The 17,854-nt window shown below is 74.0% G+C and carries 18 protein-coding genes; 8 read left to right on the forward strand and 10 right to left on the reverse strand.

What is annotated here, in order from left to right; all coding sequences use genetic code 11:
* Positions 1–10: 10 nt before the first annotated feature.
* Complete coding sequence (locus tag O7623_RS07290; RefSeq protein ID WP_282229345.1) at positions 11–361, reverse strand: hypothetical protein; 351 nt, start codon at positions 359–361, stop codon at positions 11–13.
* 310 nt (positions 362–671) lie between these two features.
* On the opposite strand from O7623_RS07290, the gene O7623_RS07295 reads away from it, so the two are divergent.
* Together O7623_RS07295 and O7623_RS07300 are read left to right on the forward strand one after the other, a co-directional pair.
* Positions 672–950: a GNAT family N-acetyltransferase gene (locus O7623_RS07295; RefSeq protein WP_348775154.1), complete on the forward strand. Its 279-nt coding sequence runs from the start codon at positions 672–674 to the stop codon at positions 948–950.
* On the forward strand, positions 943–2,037 hold the full coding sequence (locus tag O7623_RS07300) for a PQQ-dependent sugar dehydrogenase (RefSeq protein WP_282227826.1): 1,095 nt from the start codon (positions 943–945) through the stop codon (positions 2,035–2,037). The genes O7623_RS07295 and O7623_RS07300 overlap by 8 nt, the downstream gene beginning before the upstream one ends.
* Here the strand turns inward: O7623_RS07300 and O7623_RS07305 are convergent.
* Entirely contained in the window at positions 2,027–3,631 is a 1,605-nt protein-coding gene (locus O7623_RS07305) for a glycoside hydrolase family 3 protein (RefSeq protein WP_282227827.1), read from the reverse strand. The two genes, O7623_RS07300 and O7623_RS07305, sit on opposite strands and share 11 nt — an antisense overlap.
* Before the next feature lie 165 nt (positions 3,632–3,796).
* On the opposite strand from O7623_RS07305, the gene O7623_RS07310 reads away from it, so the two are divergent.
* From O7623_RS07310 to O7623_RS07325, 4 genes are all read left to right on the forward strand, one after another.
* Complete coding sequence (locus O7623_RS07310) at positions 3,797–3,922, forward strand: hypothetical protein (RefSeq protein WP_282227828.1); 126 nt, start codon at positions 3,797–3,799, stop codon at positions 3,920–3,922.
* Between the two features lie 52 nt (positions 3,923–3,974).
* Complete coding sequence (locus O7623_RS07315; protein WP_282227829.1) at positions 3,975–5,612, forward strand: RecQ family ATP-dependent DNA helicase; 1,638 nt, start codon at positions 3,975–3,977, stop codon at positions 5,610–5,612.
* Between the two features lie 56 nt (positions 5,613–5,668).
* Positions 5,669–6,172, forward strand: a complete 504-nt coding sequence (locus O7623_RS07320) for a hypothetical protein (RefSeq protein WP_282229346.1) — start codon at positions 5,669–5,671, stop codon at positions 6,170–6,172.
* 103 nt (positions 6,173–6,275) lie between these two features.
* Positions 6,276–7,067, forward strand: a complete 792-nt coding sequence (locus tag O7623_RS07325; protein ID WP_282227830.1) for a TerC family protein — start codon at positions 6,276–6,278, stop codon at positions 7,065–7,067.
* Here the strand turns inward: O7623_RS07325 and O7623_RS07330 are convergent.
* Genes O7623_RS07330 through O7623_RS07365 form a run of 8 tightly spaced genes read right to left on the reverse strand, consistent with a single transcriptional unit; the run spans position 7,059 to position 15,723 of the window.
* A complete protein-coding gene (locus O7623_RS07330) occupies positions 7,059–8,045 on the reverse strand; it encodes a DNA topoisomerase IB (protein ID WP_282227831.1) in 987 nt (328 codons plus the stop codon). The two genes, O7623_RS07325 and O7623_RS07330, sit on opposite strands and share 9 nt — an antisense overlap.
* On the reverse strand, positions 8,029–8,988 hold the full coding sequence (locus O7623_RS07335; protein WP_282227832.1) for a glycosyltransferase family 9 protein: 960 nt from the start codon (positions 8,986–8,988) through the stop codon (positions 8,029–8,031). The genes O7623_RS07330 and O7623_RS07335 overlap by 17 nt, the downstream gene beginning before the upstream one ends.
* On the reverse strand, positions 8,985–9,680 hold the full coding sequence (locus tag O7623_RS07340; RefSeq protein ID WP_282227833.1) for an SDR family oxidoreductase: 696 nt from the start codon (positions 9,678–9,680) through the stop codon (positions 8,985–8,987). Before O7623_RS07340 ends, O7623_RS07335 begins: the two co-directional genes overlap by 4 nt.
* Positions 9,677–11,158, reverse strand: a complete 1,482-nt coding sequence (locus tag O7623_RS07345) for a PfkB family carbohydrate kinase (protein WP_282227834.1) — start codon at positions 11,156–11,158, stop codon at positions 9,677–9,679. Before O7623_RS07345 ends, O7623_RS07340 begins: the two co-directional genes overlap by 4 nt.
* Positions 11,155–11,865, reverse strand: coding sequence for an SIS domain-containing protein (locus O7623_RS07350; RefSeq protein ID WP_348775134.1), 711 nt, complete (start codon positions 11,863–11,865; stop codon positions 11,155–11,157). The genes O7623_RS07345 and O7623_RS07350 overlap by 4 nt, the downstream gene beginning before the upstream one ends.
* Positions 11,862–13,079 carry a glycosyltransferase gene (locus O7623_RS07355; protein WP_282227835.1) on the reverse strand — a complete coding sequence of 406 codons (1,218 nt, stop codon included), beginning with the start codon at positions 13,077–13,079 and terminating at the stop codon, positions 11,862–11,864. Before O7623_RS07355 ends, O7623_RS07350 begins: the two co-directional genes overlap by 4 nt.
* Positions 13,064–14,041, reverse strand: coding sequence for a glycosyltransferase (locus tag O7623_RS07360; protein ID WP_282227836.1), 978 nt, complete (start codon positions 14,039–14,041; stop codon positions 13,064–13,066). The genes O7623_RS07355 and O7623_RS07360 overlap by 16 nt, the downstream gene beginning before the upstream one ends.
* On the reverse strand, positions 14,038–15,723 hold the full coding sequence (locus tag O7623_RS07365) for an HAD-IIIA family hydrolase (RefSeq protein ID WP_282227837.1): 1,686 nt from the start codon (positions 15,721–15,723) through the stop codon (positions 14,038–14,040). The genes O7623_RS07360 and O7623_RS07365 overlap by 4 nt, the downstream gene beginning before the upstream one ends.
* A 75-nt stretch (positions 15,724–15,798) precedes the next feature.
* On the opposite strand from O7623_RS07365, the gene O7623_RS07370 reads away from it, so the two are divergent.
* Complete coding sequence (locus tag O7623_RS07370) at positions 15,799–16,248, forward strand: SRPBCC family protein (RefSeq protein ID WP_282227838.1); 450 nt, start codon at positions 15,799–15,801, stop codon at positions 16,246–16,248.
* 39 nt (positions 16,249–16,287) lie between these two features.
* The gene (locus O7623_RS07375; protein ID WP_282227839.1) at positions 16,288–17,349 is read left to right on the forward strand and encodes an SDR family oxidoreductase; all 1,062 of its coding nucleotides are present in this window, start codon (positions 16,288–16,290) and stop codon (positions 17,347–17,349) included.
* Positions 17,350–17,854 lie beyond the last annotated feature (505 nt).

Below are 17,854 nucleotides of genomic sequence, written 5' to 3' on the forward strand. Positions count from 1 at the left end.
GATCGTCAGGTCACTGCCGGGCCACCCGGATCACCACCTGGGAGTCGGTGACCTGCTCGAGAGTGACGGCCATCCCGCCGACCTCGGTCGCCTGCTGACCCGTGGTCAGGGTCACCTGCTCGCCGGCCACCTCGACGGTTACCTGGTCGCCCTCGGCCCCGATCAGCTTGGCCTCGACGCCGAGGAAACTGGCGCTGGCCTCGACGCCCCGGTAGAAGGTCACAGTGCAGGCGTCCAGCCCGCAGTCGGTGCTGGCCCCCTCGGAACTGCAGCCGGCGAGCACCGCGGCACCGAGCATCAGCCCGGCGAACGACGCCGCGATCCGACCGGCCCGGCGGCGGCCAGCCGTCGGGGCGGCCAGGGCGGACCGGGTCGAGTCGGTGATGACGGTCGGGTCGGCGAGGGCGGTCGCGGCGGTGGGCAGGCCGGCGGCGGCCGGCGGGAAGGGGGCGTTCGTCACAGCTGACAGGGTACCGGGACAAGGCGACGCCATCGGCTCGTCGGGCGCGCGCCGGGCCGTGACCGGCCCCGCGCTGCGCCGGGTGCGGACAGGTCCGGCCGGGCCGGATAGGCTCGACGAACGACGACCGGCCGGCGCGTGCCGACCGGACCTGAGATCGACGACGTCGAGAACGGCCGCCCACCGGCCGAGGAGGTGCCTGGCGTTGACCGTGCTGGTGCAGGACGACCCCGCACGTCACCGGTTCGAGATCCTGATCGACGACGCGCTGGCCGGATTCGCGGCGTACCGGCTCGCGCCCGCGACGGTGACCGTGACACACACCGAGATCGACCCTGCCCATCGCGGCAAGGGCGCCGGCGACGCGCTCGCCCACGGGATGCTCACCCAGATCCGCGAACGGGGCGACCGGGTGGTGCCGCAGTGTCCGTTCATCGCCGCCTACATCGACCGGCATCCGGAGTTCGCGTCGCTGGTCGCCAGTGACTGACCGGCCCCGCTCCCGGCCGCTACGGACGGTGGCGGCGCTGGCCGCCGTGGCGGTGCTCGCCGCGGCGGTGCTCGCGGTCGGCGGCTGGCTCGGCTGGTTCAGCGATCCGACGATCTCCGGTGCGCCCGAGGCGCCCGCCGAGGTCGAGGTGGTCGCGAGTGGCCTGGCCGCGCCGTGGGACCTGGCGTTCCTGCCGGACGGCACCGCGCTGGTCACCGAGCGGGACAGCACCCGGCTGCTGATGGTCGACCAGCAGGGCGCCGTCCGGGAGCTCACCCGGATCACCGACGCCGTCGCCGGCGGCGAGGGCGGGCTGCTCGGGGTCGCGGTCTCCCCGCAGCACGCCGACGACCGCTGGGTGTACCTCTACTACACCACCGCGACCGACAACCGGATCGTCCGGCTGCGGCTGGCCGCCGACGGTACGGCCGGCACGCCGGAACCGGTCCTCACCGGAATCCCCCGGGCCGCGACGCACAACGGCGGGCGGCTCGCCTTCGGACCCGACGGGATGCTGTACGCCGGAACCGGTGACGCCGGGCAGCGGGGTGCCGCCCAGGACCCGACCAATCTGGCCGGCAAGATCCTTCGGATCGCCCCGGACGGCACCCCACCACCGGACAATCCGTTCCCCGACTCGCCGGTGTTCAGCCTCGGCCACCGAAACGTGCAGGGGTTGGGCTGGGATCCGGACGGCCAGCTGTACGCCAGCGAGTTCGGCCAGAACCGCCACGACGAGCTGAACCTGATCACTCCCGGCGGCAACTACGGCTGGCCGGAAGCCGAGGGTATCGCCGAGTTGGCGCAGTTCGTCGACCCGGTGGCGACCTGGTCGCCCCGGGACGCCTCACCCAGCGGGTTGGCCTTCCACCAGGGCCGACTCTGGCTGGCCTGCCTACGCGGCCAGCGGCTGTACCGGGTGAACCCGGACGGCACCGGAGCCGAGACGCTGTTGCGCGGCGACTACGGCCGGCTGCGGCATGTCGCCGTCGCGCCCGACGGCACGCTCTGGGTGTTGACGTCCAACCGGGACGGTCGGGGTGACCCGGACGCCGAGGACGACCGGATCCTGCGGGTCACCGGCTGACCACCGGTGCCGGCGGGCGGCGACCGGCGGACCGGTCCGGGACGCGCCGGCCGACCAGCAGCTCGGCGGCGGCCTCGGCGTTGGCCCGGCTCGCCCCGTAGGTGGCCAGGTGGGTGCCGCCGACTACCCGCACCGGCACGCCCATCTCGACGACGACCGCCTCGGGGCGCACCGCCAGCACCTGCTCGACCGCCGTTGCCATCCACTGGTGGCGGTGCAGGTCCCGAACGACCAGGACGACGGTACGGTCGCGGGCGGCGGCGAGGGCGGCAGCCAGCCGGGACGCCGGGACGCCCGCCGCTGGCAGGCCGCCGGCCACGGGTCCGTCGAGGTCGGCGGCGGTCAGCCGTTCGGTGGTCGTGTCGGGGCGCAGCGCCGTCATTGCCGGGCCGAGTCCCCACGGGGTCTGCGCCCCGGAGGCAATGTTGTGCGGGGGCGCGAACTCGACCACGTGGGCGGGCCGGGTCAGCGGCAGCGGCGTCGCGGTCCGCAGCCGTAGGGCCCGGCGGGCGGCGGCCAGACCGGCCCCGGCACCGTCCGGTACGCCGTCGGCGCTCGGCGCGGCACCGTCGATGGTCGGCGCGCCGGGCGGGTGCCGGGTCCACGCGGCCAGCCGGGTGATCCGTTCGCTCGCCTCGGCCAGCCGGCACACCGGCAGCCCTCCGGTCACCACCGCGTCGACGATCGCGTCGCGTAGCAGCCGGACCGTCGCCTCGTCGGCGTGTTCCCCGCCGACGCAGACCGCGTCGACCCCGGCGGCGAGCGCCCGTACGGTGGCCCCGGCGAGGCCGTACCGGCCGGTCACGGCCCGCATCTCGATGCCGTCGGTGACCACCGCCCCGGTGAAGCCGAGCTCGCCCCGGAGCAGGTCGACCAGGACGGGACGGCTCAACGTGGCCGGGTGCACCGGGTCGATCGCCGGTACCGACAGGTGGCCGGTCATCACCGTGGCGGTGCCCGCCGCGATCGCCGCCCGGAACGGGGCGAGTTCGACGGCGTCCAACCGGACCCGGTCGGCGTCGATACGGGGCAGGTCCAGATGCGAGTCGACGCTGGTGTCGCCGTGACCGGGGAAGTGTTTGGCGCAGGCGGCGACCCCGGCGGACTGCAGGCCACGGATCCACGCCGCGGTGTGCCGGGCGACCAGGTCAGGGTCGTCGCCGAAGGCCCGGACGCCGATGACCGGGTTGTCCGGATTGGAGTTGACGTCGGCGACCGGGGCGTAGTTGAGCGTGATCCCCGCCCCGGCCAGTTCCCGGCCGAGGTCCCGGGCGACCCGCTCGGTCAGCGCAGGGTCGTCCACCGCGCCGAGCGCCAGGTTGCCGGGCCGGGAGCTGCCGGTGCCGGATTCGAGCCGGGTCACGTCGCCGGCTTCCTCGTCGATGGCGACCAGCAGGTCCGGTCGTTCGGCGCGCAGTGCGCAGGTGAGGTCGGCGACCTGCGCGACGTCGCGCACGTTGCGATCGAACAGGACCACCGCGCCGAGCCCGTCGGCGGTCCACCGCCGCACCCAGTCCGGCACGCTGGTGCCGACGAAGCCGGGTTGCAGCACGGCGGCCGCCATCCGCCGCAGACTGGGACTGGAGTCGACCATGCGGCGTGGGCCCTTTCGAGACGGTGGGAGCAGCCATGGTCACACCCGGCGATCTCTTCAGTCAATAAACCTTCCTATTGATCGGGACCCACCGGACGACTGCCCCCTCGGCGCCCATCGACCACGACCTGTCGGCGACCGGGCACGATATGGCACAGTGCGGAGATGGCACCGATCGTCTCGTTCGCCGCCGAGCAGACCAGTTGGCATGACATACCGGGCGTACAGGTGGTCGGCGCGGTCCTGGGCGTCCTGCTGCTGATCGCCGCCGTGCGGGCGATGTTCCGGTAACCACCGCACCAGCCGTTTGGTCGGCGTACCCGCCGGGTAACCACGGCTTCCGATGAAGCTGCCCCTGCACTCACCCCGCCTGCGACGCACGGCCCGCCAGCGGTTCGGCTGGTCCGCGCTGCGTCCCGGACAACTCGGCGCGATGCGCGCGTTGCTCAAGGGACGCGACGCGCTCGTCGTGCTCCCCACCGGTGCCGGCAAGTCCGCCGTCTACCAGGTCCCGGCCACCATGCTTGCCGGCCCGACGGTGGTGATCTCCCCGCTGCTGGCATTGCAGCAGGACCAGATCACCGCGCTCAACGACCGGGGCCAGCCCGACCTGCGGGCGGTCCGGATCAGTTCCGCCGAGACACCAGCCCAGCAACAGGCCGCCCTCGACGAGATCCGCACCGGCCGGGCCCGGTTCCTGTTCACCACCCCGGAGCAGCTGTGCGACCCGAATCGGCTGGCCGATGTCCGCCAACTGCGCCCCGGGCTCGTCGCCGTCGACGAGGCGCACTGCATCTCCGCCTGGGGCCACGACTTCCGACCCGACTACCTGTCGATCGGGCACCTGGTCCGCGAGCTGGGTCGGCCCCCGGTCGTCGCGCTCACCGCCACGGCCTCGCCGCCGGTACGTGAGGACATCGTGCATCGCCTCGGTCTGACCGACCCGCATCTGGTGGTCGCCGGGCTCGACCGACCCAACCTGTTCCTGGAGGTCGCCCACTGTCCCACCGAGGACTACCGCTGGCGCCGGCTGCTCGGTCTGCTCGACGCCGAAGCGCCGCCCGGCATCGTCTACGTGCCGACCCGGCGGGCGGCGCAGGAACTGGCCGACCGTCTCGACGCCGCCGGTCACCCGGCCCGCTGCTACCACGGCGGGATGGCCGCCGGCGCCCGGGAACGGCTGCACGAGGAGTTCCTCGACGGCCAGGTTCCGGTGATGGTGGCGACGTCCGCGTTCGGCATGGGCATCGACAAACCAGACGTACGGTGGGTGGCGCACACCGCGCTGCCCGACTCCCCCGACAGCTACCTGCAGGAGATCGGCCGGGGCGGCCGCGACGGTGCTCCGGCGCGGGCGCTGCTGCTGTGGCGGGCCGAGGACATCGGCCTCCAGCGCTACTTCACCACCAGCCCACCGGACCACGACGACCTGCGCGACCTGGCCGCGCTGCTGGACGCCGCCGGAGCCACCCGCAGCCAGCTGCGGAGCCGCTCCGGGCTGGGGGCCCGCAAGCTGGGGCAGCTGCTGGCACTGCTCGAGGAGGTGGGTGCCGCCCGGGCCGTCTCCGGTAGCCGATTCGTCCGCCCGCCGTACGCGCCGGTGCCCGACCGGGCCGCCGATGCGGCCGTCGCCGCGGCGACCCGCCGCCAGGCGGTGCAGCGGACCCGCACCGACATGATGCGGGCGTTCGCCGAGGCGAACGGCTGCCGCAGCCAGGCGCTGCTGGCCTACTTCGGCGAGCACATGCGCGACGTCTGCGGGCACTGTGACAGCTGCCACTTTGGCACCAGCACCGCCGACGACGGTGCCAGTGGCCCGTTCCCGGTACACAGTATGGTGCGACACGCCGACTGGGGTGCCGGCATGGTCCTCGGCTACGAACAGGACCGGATGACGGTGCTCTTCGACGGTGTCGGATACAAGACGTTGTCCGTGCCGGTGGTCAGCGAGCAGGGTCTGCTGGCCGCCGAGTCACACTGAGGATCATCGACCCGCCGGGCATGGCCGCGGCGGCCGAACGTGGAAGGGGCATGAGCGTGACGGACCTGCCGGTGTACACCGAGCTCGGATTCTCCGACGAGGAGTGGGGGTTGCTGGTCGGGCTGCCGCAGGCGGTGCTGACCGCGGCCAGCGCCGCCGAGTCCGACGGTGGGCGGCGCACCCGGGCGGAGAGCGCCGCCGGGCTGGAGGCCATCGGCGCCGGCCGGGAGTCGGCCAGCCCACTGGTCAGCGCCGTCGCCGGCGAACTGGTCAGCCGGGTCGGCGACCCCGAGACCGGGGAGGAACTGCCGGTGCCGGAGCCGGCCGACCCGCAGGCGCTGATCGCCGACGTACTGGACCGGGCCGGTCAGGCCGCCCGGTTGCTCGCCGATCGGGTCGACGACGGAGAGGCCGGCGCCTACAAACACTGGCTGGTCGGCATCGCCGAAGAGGTCGTCGGTGCCGCCGCCACCGGCGGGCTGCTCGGCATCGGTGGGGAGACGGTGACCGAGTCGGAGCGACGCTTCCGCGACCAGCTCGCCCAGGTGCTCACCGACTGAGACGACACCTGCTCCCGGTGCCGCCGAGGTTGACCCCCGGCAGTACGGTCTGGGATCGCGGGCCGGTCGCGGCTCGGTGGACACCCTTCCTGGGAGCATCATCATGGAGCTTCTGACCAGCCCCGAGCTGTGGATCGCGTTCGCGACCCTGCTGCTGCTCGAGATCGTGCTGGGCATCGACAACGTCGTGTTCATCTCGATCCTCGCCGGCCGGCTTCCCGAGCATCAGCAGGCGCGGGCACGCACCATCGGCATTTCCCTGGCCCTGATCACCCGGCTGTTGCTGCTCGCCTCGCTGTCCTGGGTGATCGGGTTGACCGCGCCGTTGTTCACCGTCTTCGGCCAGGAGATCTCCGGTCGCGACCTGATCCTGCTGCTCGGCGGCCTGTTCCTGCTGGCCAAGGCGACGTACGAGATCCACGAGCATCTGGAGGGTTCCGACCACGGCACCAGCCGCAAGACCGCCTCGTTCGCCGGGGTGATCGTCCAGATTCTGATCCTCGACGTGGTCTTCTCGCTCGACTCGGTGATCACCGCGGTCGGCATGGTCGACGAGTTGTTCATCATGGTCGCCGCAGTGATCATCGCGATGATCATCATGCTGGTCTCGGCCGGCGCGGTCAGCGCCTTCGTCAACCGGCACCCGACGGTCAAGATGCTCGCCCTGTCGTTCCTGCTGCTGATCGGCGGCAGCCTCATCGCCGAAGGACTCGGCCAGCACATCGCCAAGGGGTACGTCTACGGGCCGATCGCGTTCTCGATCTTCGTGGAGTTCCTCAACCTGCGGCTGCGCTCGCGTCAGTCCAAGGGCACCGCCGCCCCGGTCAGCCTGCATCCGACCTTCGTCAAGGAGCCGTCGGCGGCTGCCAAGCCGGGCGGCGGCACGTCACCGTAGCGGCAGCAGTCGCCGCACCGCCTGCTCGGCGGCGTCGCGGGTGGGCTCGCCGGCACCGAGGCGAGCCACCCGGCCCCGGTGGAACATCTCGACCACCCGTGGATCCACGTACGAGGCACGGGCCACCGTGGGGGTGTTGCCGAGCAGGTCGGCGACCTCGCGCATCACCCCGGCCACCGCCCGACGCCGGGCCGCCGTCGACCGGGGTGCCCCGAGCGCCGCCAGCCGGGTCGCGGCCAGCACCGTCGCATGCCAGGTACGGAAGTCCTTAGCCGTCATCTCAGTGCCGCTGACCTGCCGCAGGTAGTCGTTGATCTCGTCGCTGTGCACCTCCCGCCAGCGCCGCCCGTCCCAGTAGCAGAACAGCCGCTGCTCGCCGCGTCGACGGCGGCGCAGCGCCCGCAGCACCGCGCAGACCTGCGGGTCGTCGATCCGCCGCTGCTGGGCCAGGCCGCCCTTGGCCGGGAACTGCAGCACCACGCACCCCCGGCCGGGGCGGGCGTGGCTGACCCGCAGGGTCGCCACCCCGAACGTCGGGTCGTCACCGGCGGCGTACTGGTCGCTGCCGATGCGGAACATGCCCAGGTCCAGCAGCCGCACCAGCGCCGCCAGTACCCGTTCCCGACGCAGGCCACGACCACGAAGGTCGACCGCGACCCGGCGACGCAGCCGGGGCAACCGGTCGGCCACCCGCCGTACGTGGTGGAACTTCGCGGTGTCCCGACGGAGGCGCCACTGCGGGTGGTAGACGTACTGCCGGCGGCCGGCGGCGTCGAACCCGACCGCCTGGATGTGTCCGTTGGCGTCGGGACAGATCCACACGTCCCGCCAGGCGGGTGGGATCGCCAGGGCACGCAGCCGGGCCAGCTCCTGCCGGTCGCTGACCGCTCGCCCCTCGGTGTCCAGGTACGTGACCCCGCGGCCCCGCCGACGACGCCGGTAGCCGGCGGCGGTCAGGTTGCTACGCCGCAGCCGCATCGCGGGCCACCCGGTCCACCGCTGCCAGCACCTCGTCGACGCAGATCGCCGCCATCGCGGGATGCGGCTCACCGGTGCCCGGCTCCTCGGTGCCCGGCTCCTCGGTGCCGGCCGACAGATTCGGGTACTGCAGTACCCGGTGCAGGTGGCGGTCGATCGTCGGCCCCCAGCGTGCCGGGGACGTGGGGCCGAACAGCAGCACCGACGGCACCCCGAACGCGGTCGCCAGATGCCCCGCGCCGGTGTCCGCCGCCACGACCAGGCGGGCGTGCGACAGCAACGCCGCGAACCGGGACAGGTCCAGCCGGCCGGCGTGCACCGCCGTCGCGGGCAGCCCCGCCCCGGCGGCCACCGCCTCGGCCAGCGGACGTTCCCGGGCCGACCCGGTCACTGCCACCCGGTGTCCGGCCGCCGTGAGTCGCCGGGCCACCTCGGCGAACCGGTCGACGGGCCAGCGCCGCCGCGCCGAGGCGGCTCCGGGGTGCACCACCGTGACTCCGACCGCGACCCGGTCCGGTGGCGGCCGGCGCAGCCGCAGGTCCGCCGGGTCGCAGGCGACGCCGTACCAGTCGAGCAGGCGGCACCAGCGGGTCACCTCGTGCTCGTCGTCATGCCACGGTGGGCCATCGTCGTGGCCGGCCGCCGGGCAGGCGTACGCCCACAGCCGTCCGGGTTGCAGCTTCCGCAGCAGCTGGTGCGACTGCGGGCCCTTACCGTGCAGATTGACCGCCAGGTCCGGCGGCGCAGGCACCGCAGGCAGCAGGGTCAACCCGTCGGCCGGCAGCAGCCGGTCGACGGCACCGGTCAGCTCGGCCAGCGGTGCCAGGGCGGCCGGTGCGGCGAGGGCGACCGGCAGCGCCGGATGGGCGGCGCGCAGACCGCGCAGCGCCGGCACCGCCGTGGCCAGGTCGCCGATGCCGAGCGCCCGGAGGACGACGATCACGGGTAGGACGATTCCCGGTCGGCACAGACGACCAGCTCGCGTACCGCGCAACCGGCCGGCTGCCGGATCGCGAACAGCACCGCCGCCGCCACCGCGGCGGGGTCGTTGAGGGCGGCGTCGGCACCCGGCCGGTACTGCGCGTCACGGTCGTCGAAGAACGCGGTCCGCATCCCGCCGGGCACCAGCAAGGTGACGTTGACGGTGCCGGCCAGTTCGGCGGCGAGCGCCCGGGTGAAGCCGACCACCCCGAACTTGGCCGCGCAGTACGCGGTCGCGTCGCTGACCGCCTTCACACCGAGCGTCGAGGCGACCGTGACGACCGATCCGCCCGACTCGGTCAGCCAGGGCAACGCGGCCCGGACCACGGCGGCGGTGGCCAGCAGGTCCACCGAGACGATCCGTTCCCACACGTCGCCGGGCAGCGCGTCCAGGCGGCCCGGCACGTCCATGCCGGCGGCGGTGACCACCGCGTCGAGCCCGCCCAACTGGTCGGCGAGCCGGCGGGTGGCCGCCTCGGCCGCCCGGGTGTCGGCCAGGTCGCAGTCGACCCACGGCACGCCGTCGACCGGTGGCCGCCGGTCGATGACGCAGGGCCGGTAGCCGGCGGCGGCCGCCAGCTCGACGACGGCCGCGCCGAGGCCGCTCGCACCTCCGGTGACCAGCACCGCAGGACCGGTGAGGGGGTTCGTCACGCCAGCTCCTTCCGTCGTTGGGGATCCCGATCGCGCGCCGTCGCGATCATGCTCGTCGTGGACCGGCCGTCGAGGTACGGCACGACCGCCGTCTGTCCGCCCCACCGGCGCAGCAGCCCGGCCTCCGGCAGGTCCGGCTCGCCGGTGCCGTCGCCGGCGTAGTCACCGCCCTTGACCCAGACGTCCGGCCGCAGCCAGCTCAGCACCGCGTGCGGGGTGTCCTCGTCGAACACGACGACCGCGTCCACACAGGCCAACGCGGCCAGCAGCCGGACCCGGTCCCGTTCAGGGACCAGCGGGCGGTCCGGGCCCTTGAGCCGGGCCACACTCGCGTCGGAGTTGACACACACGATCAGACAGTCGCCCATCTGGCGGGCCGCCTGCAGCGCCGAGACGTGCCCGGCGTGCAGCAGGTCGAAACAGCCGCCGCTGGCCACCACCGTCCCGCCTGCGGCCCGTACCTCGGTGGCGAGCGTCCCGGCCGCCGCCGGGCCGATCCGGTCCGGCGCCGCCACGGCCTCCACCACCGGCGGTACGCCGGCCCCGGCCCGCTGCGCATCGGCCGGTGACCCGGTCGCCGCCAGCAGCCGGCGCACCCCGGCGGCGCCACCGTCGGCGACGTACCGCGACGCCTGCCGGACGGCGACCTGGACCGCCTCGGAGACCACCGCCCCGTCGGCGAGCGCGATCGCCGCCGCGGTGGCGAACCGGTCCCCCGCGCCGCAGGTGTCCCCCTCGGCACTGGAAGGGACCGGCACCACCAGGGGCACACTGCCGGCGTGGCACAGCAACGCCCCGTCGCCGCCCATCGTGACCGCGACCGCCCCGGCCCGCCACCGTAGCCGCAGCTCGTCGGCGCAGCCGGCCGCCGTCGCGACCCGGGTGTCCCCGGCCGGCTGCCCGGTCAACTGGCGTACCTCGGTCTCGTTGGGAGTGACCAGACGGACACCGGGCACCGCCGCCGGACCCCGGGGATGCGGATCCCAGACCACCGGCGCCGAGGTGGCGGTGAGCGCTGTCCGCAGCGCCGGAAGCCGGGCCACCCCTCGGCCGTAGTCGCTGACCACCACGGCGGCGGCACTGGCGAACAGCTCCTCGGTGGCCGGCGACAGATCGCCGCGTACGGTGCCGGTGCCGCCCCGGTCCAGCCGCAGCAGCACCTGGCCCCGGGTCCGCAGCCGGATCTTCTCCACCGTGGCCCCGCCGAGCGGCAGCGGATGCAGGTCGACCCCGGCGGTGGTGAGCAGCGTCGCCAACCGGGCACCGGCGACGTCGTCGGCGAACGCGCTGACCAGCACCACGGGCCGGCCCTGCCCGGCGGCGAGCACCGCGGCCAGCCCGGCGCCGCCGGGCCGGTCGGTGACGTGGCGTTCGTCGAGCACCGGGGCGGCGGCGTCCGGACAGACCCGGGTGACCGCACCGTCGACGTCGCGGTCGAGCAGCGTGTCGCCGACCACGACGATCGGTGCGGTGGTCATGGGCGGCCGCCGTGGGAGTCGACGACGGGCAGCCCGGAGACGGTCGCCGCACCGGCCGGGGAGCCGGCGGCACCCACCCGGTCGGCGGCACCCACCCGGTCGGCGGTTCCCATCGCGCCGACCAGACCAAGGACGGCGGGCAATGTCTGATCCACGTACTCGCACAGCAGGTGGGCGGTGACCAGGTGCAGTTCCTGCACCACCTGCGGATCCGCCGCCGGCACCGCCAGCACCTCCGGGCAGATGTCCGCGAGCGGGTTCGGCGACGGGCCGGTGCAGGCCCAGCAGCGCAGCCCGGCCTCGCGGCCGGCGTGGGCGGCAGCAAGCAGGTTGCCGCTGCGGCCGCTGGTCGACAACAGCAGGAGGATGTCACCGGGGCGGCCGTGGGCGCGGACCTGGCGGGCGAATACCTCGTCGAAGCCGAAGTCGTTGCTGATCGCGGTGAGCGAGGAGGTCTCGGCGGTCAGCGCGATCGCCGACAGCGGCGTCCGGTCGGCCCGCAGCTTGCCGACCAGTTCGGCGGCGAGGTGCTGGGCCTCGGCGGCGCTGCCGCCGTTGCCGGCCACCAGCAGCCGGCCGCCGTGGCCCAGGGTCCAGGCCAGCTCGGACCCCCAGCGGCCCAACCGCGACGCCACCTCCCGGTACGGCAGCAGCGCCTCGGCCAGTGCGGCGAGGTGGCTGTCGATCAGCGAGTTCGGGTCGTTCATCCGGCCACCACCTGGCTCGGCTGGCGCACCCCGCTGACCGTGGCGTAGATCGCCGTCAACTGGTCGGCGGCCCGCTGCCACGAGTAGCACTGCCGGGCCCGGTCCAGCGCGGCCGTCGCGTACGCGAACCGGCGGACCCGGTCGGCGAGCAAGCGGCGCAGCGCCATCCCGAGCGCCTTCGGGTCACGTGGCGGCACCAGGTCGCCGGTGAGGCCGTCGACGACCGTGTCGGTCAGCCCGCCGACGGCGGTGCCGATCACCGGTACGCCGCACGCCATCGCCTCCAGCGGGGTCAGCCCGAACGGCTCGTACCAAGGGGCGGCGACCAGCACGTCGGCCGACCGGTACCACTGTGGCATCTCCTCGCGGGGTACCGCGCCGACGAGCCGTACCCGGTCGCCGACACCACAGGACTCGGCGAGTTGGCGCAGCTGGCGGGCCTGCGGGTCGACGTCGAGCGCGGAGCCTGGTGGGCCGCCGACGACGACGCACTCGGCGTCCGGCACGAGCTGCATGGCCCGTACGACGTCCTGAAAGCCCTTGCGAGCGACCAGCCGGCCGACGGTCAGCACCCGGTGCCGGTCGGGGTCGCGCCCGGCCACCGGCCCGTCCGGCGAGAAGGTGTGTTCGTTGACCCCGGACGGCACGACCGACAGCTGGCCCCGGGGGACCCCCATCCGGATCAGTTCGGCGACCTCGTCCTGGGACTGAGCGATCACCCGGTCGACGCTGCGGCCGAGCGCGCGCTCGTAGCCGATGCGACGCGGCGGGCTGGTGTCCATCGCACCCTGGTGGCGCCGCTTGACGGTGCCCAGCGCGTGGTAGGTCTGCACCACCGGCACCCCGGTCAGCCGGCCGGCGTTGACCGCCGCCAGTCCGCTCATCCAGAAGTGCGCGTGTGCGACCGTCGGGGTCCAGTCGCCGCTCCACTGGCCGACCAGCCACTCACTGAACTGCGCCATGTACGGCAGCAGCTCGTCCTTGGCGATGTGCGCGGCCGGACCGGCGGGGACGTGCACCACCGTCACGCCGTTGTCCATCCGGACCAGTTCCGGCAGGTCGTCGGCGTCCCGCCGGGTGTAGACCCGCACCTCGTGCCCGTCGGCGGCGAGCGCGGTGGACAGCTCGGCGACGTGGGTGTTCTGGCCGCCGGCGTCCACCCCGCCCAGCGCGGCGAGCGGGCTGGCGTGCTCCGAGATCATCGCGATGCGCATAGCGCCTCCTCCAGCAGCTCGTCCCAGTCCGCGAGGAACCGGTCCAGTCCGTATCGGTCCTGCGCCACACGTCGCGCGCCGTCGCCGAGCCGGCGGGCGGCGTCCGGCTCGTCGAGCAACCACTGGGCGGCGTCGAGGAGCGTCTGCATCCTCGTGGTCGACACCCCGGCCGACGGCGGCACCGCGGCGACCGCCTCGGTGGTACCGAGCACGATCACCGGCATCCCCATCGCCATCGCCTCGATCAGGCTCAGGCCCAGCGACGTCCACCGGCACAGATGCAGGTACGCCCGACGCCGGGCGACCTCGGCGTGCATCCGTGCCTGCGGCGGATCGTCATGTACGGCGACCCGCCCGGCCACCGCCGCCCCGAGCGCCTCGGGAAGGCCGGCGACGCCCATGCCGTACACGTCGAGCGGCGCCACCCGGGCGAAGCGTGGCATCAGGTCGGTGCCGGTGACCCGGCCCCGGCGGACCGGCTCGTTGGTGACCACCGCGAACCGCTCCAGTTCGCCGCTGTAGCGGGCCGCCGGTGCCACGATGCCGTGCTCGATCACCCGGGTACGGGTGCCACCGGTGTCCCAGAACAGGTCGTTGAAGTGGGTCACGTGCACCACGGTGATGTCGTCGCGGTCGGCCATCGGGTGCCGGGTCGTCGGTACGTCGCCCTTGGGGGTGTTGTGTTCGACGTAGACAGCCGGAACGTCGCGGCCGACGGTACGGCCGAGCCAGCTGGTGGCCAGCTCCCACTCCTCGGGCCGTTGCAGGATCACCAGGTCGACGTCGGCGGCGGCGAGCTGACCGGGGCGGATCTCGACGACGCTGTCCGGCCACGGGTACGTCCGGGCCCGGCCCAGCCCGTACGGGCCCCGGTCGGGGGTGACCGGGACCAGGTAGTGGTGCTTGCCGTGGACGAACGCGGTGGTCCACGATCCGTGGACGTGCCAGAGGAGGATGTTCATCCGACCGTCCCGTTGATCAGTCGGACCGCGTCGACGACGCTGTCGGCGGAGACCGACGACAGGCAGGGGTGACCGGGCACCGGGCAGCGGGCGGCCCGGGTGTTGCGGCAACCCGCCACCGGGTCACCGAGGCGCACCCAGGGCACCCGGTACGGCCCCCACTGGCCGAACGGCACGGTCGGGGCGAAGAGGCTGACCACCGGGGTGCCGACGGCCGCGGCCAGGTGGGCCGGCCCGGTGTTGCCGACCACCACCGCGTCGGCTCCGGCGAGGATCGCGGCGAGCCGGGCAAGCGAGGTCTGCCCGCCCAGATCGATGCCGGTACGCCCGGCGACCGTGGTGCTCAGCGAGCGTTCGCCGGGGCCACCCGTGACGACGACCCGGTGGCCGGCGGCGTGCAGCGCGTCGACGAACTCGGCGCAGCGGTCGGGTGGGCAGGCCCGGGACTCGACGGACGAGCCGGGGTGCACCACGACGTACCCCCCTGGTGGGGCGCCGGTCGCCGCAGCCTCGGTCGTCCGGTCCGGCGGGTCGGCCGGGGTCGGCGGGTCCGGTGGGGCCGGCCGCAGGCATCCGGGTCGCAGCCGCAGCACCGGTTCGTCGTCGGCGGGCAGGGCGAAGCCGGCGGCGGCGGCGAGCGACAGGGCACGTTCCGGTTCGGGGACCCCGGGCGGCACCCGGTGACGCACATCCAGCAGGGATCCCGGGTAGTCGTCGCTGATCGCCGCGATCCGCGGCACTCCGGCCAGCCGCAGCAGCAGGGCCAGTGGCAGCGGTGACTGGTGGAACGAGGTGAACACGATCGCTTCGTCGGCACCGACGCGGCCCAGCCGGTCGGTGAGCTGGTGCAGTGCGGTCGGGTCGACCGGCCCCGGATCCGGGTCGATCCACGGCAGCGGCCACTCGATCAACTCGGTGACACCCGGCAGCAGTTCGGCGGCGGCCCGGCCCCGGGGACCGCAGAGCATCACGACCTCGTCGGCGCCGGCGGCGACGGCGCGGATCGCCGGACCGGTGACCAGGACGTCGCCGACCGAGTCGGACCGGACGACCAGTACCCGTCTCCGACGGGTGCCGTCGCCGGTCGCCGCGCTGATGCGGTGCCGGCGCAGGATGAGGTCGACGGCGCCGGTCAGGTCGCCGGCGACCGCCGGCGCGGCCGCCACCTCCACCGGCAGGGTCTGTTCGGTGGGGACCAGGACGCCGGTGGCACCGGCGGCGCCGGCGGCGACCATGTCCCGGCCGATGTCGCCGACCACCACGCAACGGCGGGCGACGGTGCCCAGGGCGGCCGCCGCCGTGTGGACCATGCCGGGGGCCGGTTTGCGGCACCGGCAGCCGTCGGCGTCGTCGTGCGGGCAGACCTGCCAGGTGTCGAACGGGCCCAACAGGTGCTCGATGCGAGCGTGCACCCGCCGCAGGTCCTCGGCGGTGAACCGGCCCCGGGCCAGACCGGACTGGTTCGTCACGACGCCCAGCCGCAGGCCGGCGGCGCGCAGCCGGTCCAGCGCGGCGCGGGCACCCGGCACCGGGCGTACCCGGTCCGGGTCGCCGTTGTACGGCACGTCGTGCACGAGCGTCCCGTCACGGTCGAACAGCACCGCGTCGAACAGCCCGCGGCTGCGGCTGGTCCGTTCGCTTCGCACCTCGGTCGGGTTCCCGAGAGCGCGGCGAGTAAACATCCTTCACCTTCGTCCGGTCCGCACCATTTGGCGGTCGGGCGGATTAGCCGGCCGGACGCCGGGTACCAGGGCGGCGTGGCTGTCGTACAGCGGGTGATCCCCGCCCCGCCGGACCAGGTCTTCGCCGTGCTGGCCAACGGCTGGACCTACAGCGACTGGGTGGTCGGCACCGTCCACATCCGTGACGTCGACGATCACTGGCCGCAGCCGGGGGCCGCGCTGCACCACACCGCCGGCCCGTGGCCGTTGTCGCTGTCGGACACCTCGACCGTGGTCTCCTGCGACCCACCGAGCGAGTTGACGTTACGGGCCGGGCTGTGGCCGCTCGGCGAGGCGACCGTCGTGTTCCGACTGGCGGCCACCGAGGGCAACGGCACCCGGGTGACGGTCGCCGAGTCGTTCACCGCCGGCCCGTTGCACTGGGTACGGACGAAAATCGACGACCTCGTCCTGCACCACCGCAACCGCGAGACGCTGCGGCGGCTGTCGGACATCGCGACCCGCAAGGTCGCCGTGGAGAGCTGATCCGCGTACGTGGCCCAACCGCACAGGAGGGTGGACGGGATGAGCCAGACCGTGATGATCACTGGAGCCAGCGCCGGCATCGGGCGGGCGACCGCGCAACGGTACGCCCGGCGAGGTGCCCGGCTGGGACTGATCGCCCGGGGCGAGGCCGGCCTGGCCGCAGCGGCAGCCGAGTGTCGGGAACTCGGCGCCGAGGCGGTCGCCACCTACCAGGTGGACGTCGCCGACGCGGCGGCCGTCGATCGGGCCGGCGACGACCTGGCCCGGCGCAACGGTGGACTCGACGTGTGGATCAACAACGCGATGGTCTCGGTGTTCGCCCCCACCTGGGAGATCAGCGCCGACGAGTTCCGTCGGGTCACCGAGGTCAACTACCTCGGTACGGTGCACGGCACCCTGGCGGCGCTGCGACAGATGCGCCCGGCCGGGATCGGCACGATCGTTCAGGTCGGCTCGGCGCTGGCCTACCGGGGCATCCCACTGCAGTCGGCGTACTGCGCCAGCAAGCACGCCATCCAGGGCTTCAACGACTCGCTACGGGCCGAACTGCTGCAGGCCAGCCCGGAGATCAAACTGTCGATGGTGCAACTACCGGCGGTGAACACCCCGCAGTTCTCGTGGGTGCGTACCCACCTGCCGAGGCACCCGCAGCCGGTGCCGCCGATCTTCCAGCCCGAGGTCGCCGCACAGGCGATCTGCTGGGCGGCGGACAAGGGGCCCCGTGAGGTCAACGTCGGTGGACCGACGCTGCGGGCCCGGTTGGCCGACGTACTGGCCCCCGGGCTGCTCGACCGGTTCCTGGCGCTGCGTCAGGTCGGTTTCGACTCACAGCAGACCGCGGAGGTGATCGACCGGTCGGCCTGGCGGGACAACGTGGACGCCCCGGCGGACGCCGACGTCGACCACGGTGCGCGCGGGGTCTTCGACGACACTGCCCATCGACGGTCGCTCGCGTTGTGGGCGGTGACGCACAAGCAGACCGCGACGGCGCTGCTCGCCGCCGGGCTCGGTGCGGCCCAGGCCCTGGTCCGCGCCGGATCCGGCCGGGTACGCACGGCGGCGTCCGCTCCGGGTGGTCGGATGCGTGGCGCCCAGGCCTGACCCTGGACGACCCGCGCCCTGGACGGTCCGCGCGGACCACTGCGGCCCGCCGACCGGGCCGGTGCCGCAGCGCCCGCCAGCCGGGTCGCCGGTACCACCGGCGGGCGGGCGCCCGCGCCCGGACGACGGCGACGACACGGACGGGGGATGGAGCCGGCCCGACCAGCAGCGGCATGATCGGCGGAGTTGACGATCATGGCGCGGCCCTGCTGTCGCGACCGCTGACAGCGCAGGCCAACGGTGACAACTGATTCGGACTGGGGTGGCTACCTGGCTGACGACTCCGCCGCCGCCGCGACCCCCGACCCGGTGGCGGTGCCGGAGCAGGTCGTCGCATCCGTGGAGACGCACCTGGACAAGGCAGCCGCGGACGAGGACTGGGCGGACTGGCACGGCGGCAACAGCGGCGACTGGGCCCGGTCCGCCGACGTGTACGTGCAGGACGCGGCCGAGAGCGTGGCGGCCGGGTTCGACGTCTCGGCGGAGGCGTCCCTGGCCGCCGCCG

Source organism: Solwaraspora sp. WMMD791 (genome assembly GCF_029581195.1).
Classification (GTDB): domain Bacteria; phylum Actinomycetota; class Actinomycetes; order Mycobacteriales; family Micromonosporaceae; genus Micromonospora_E.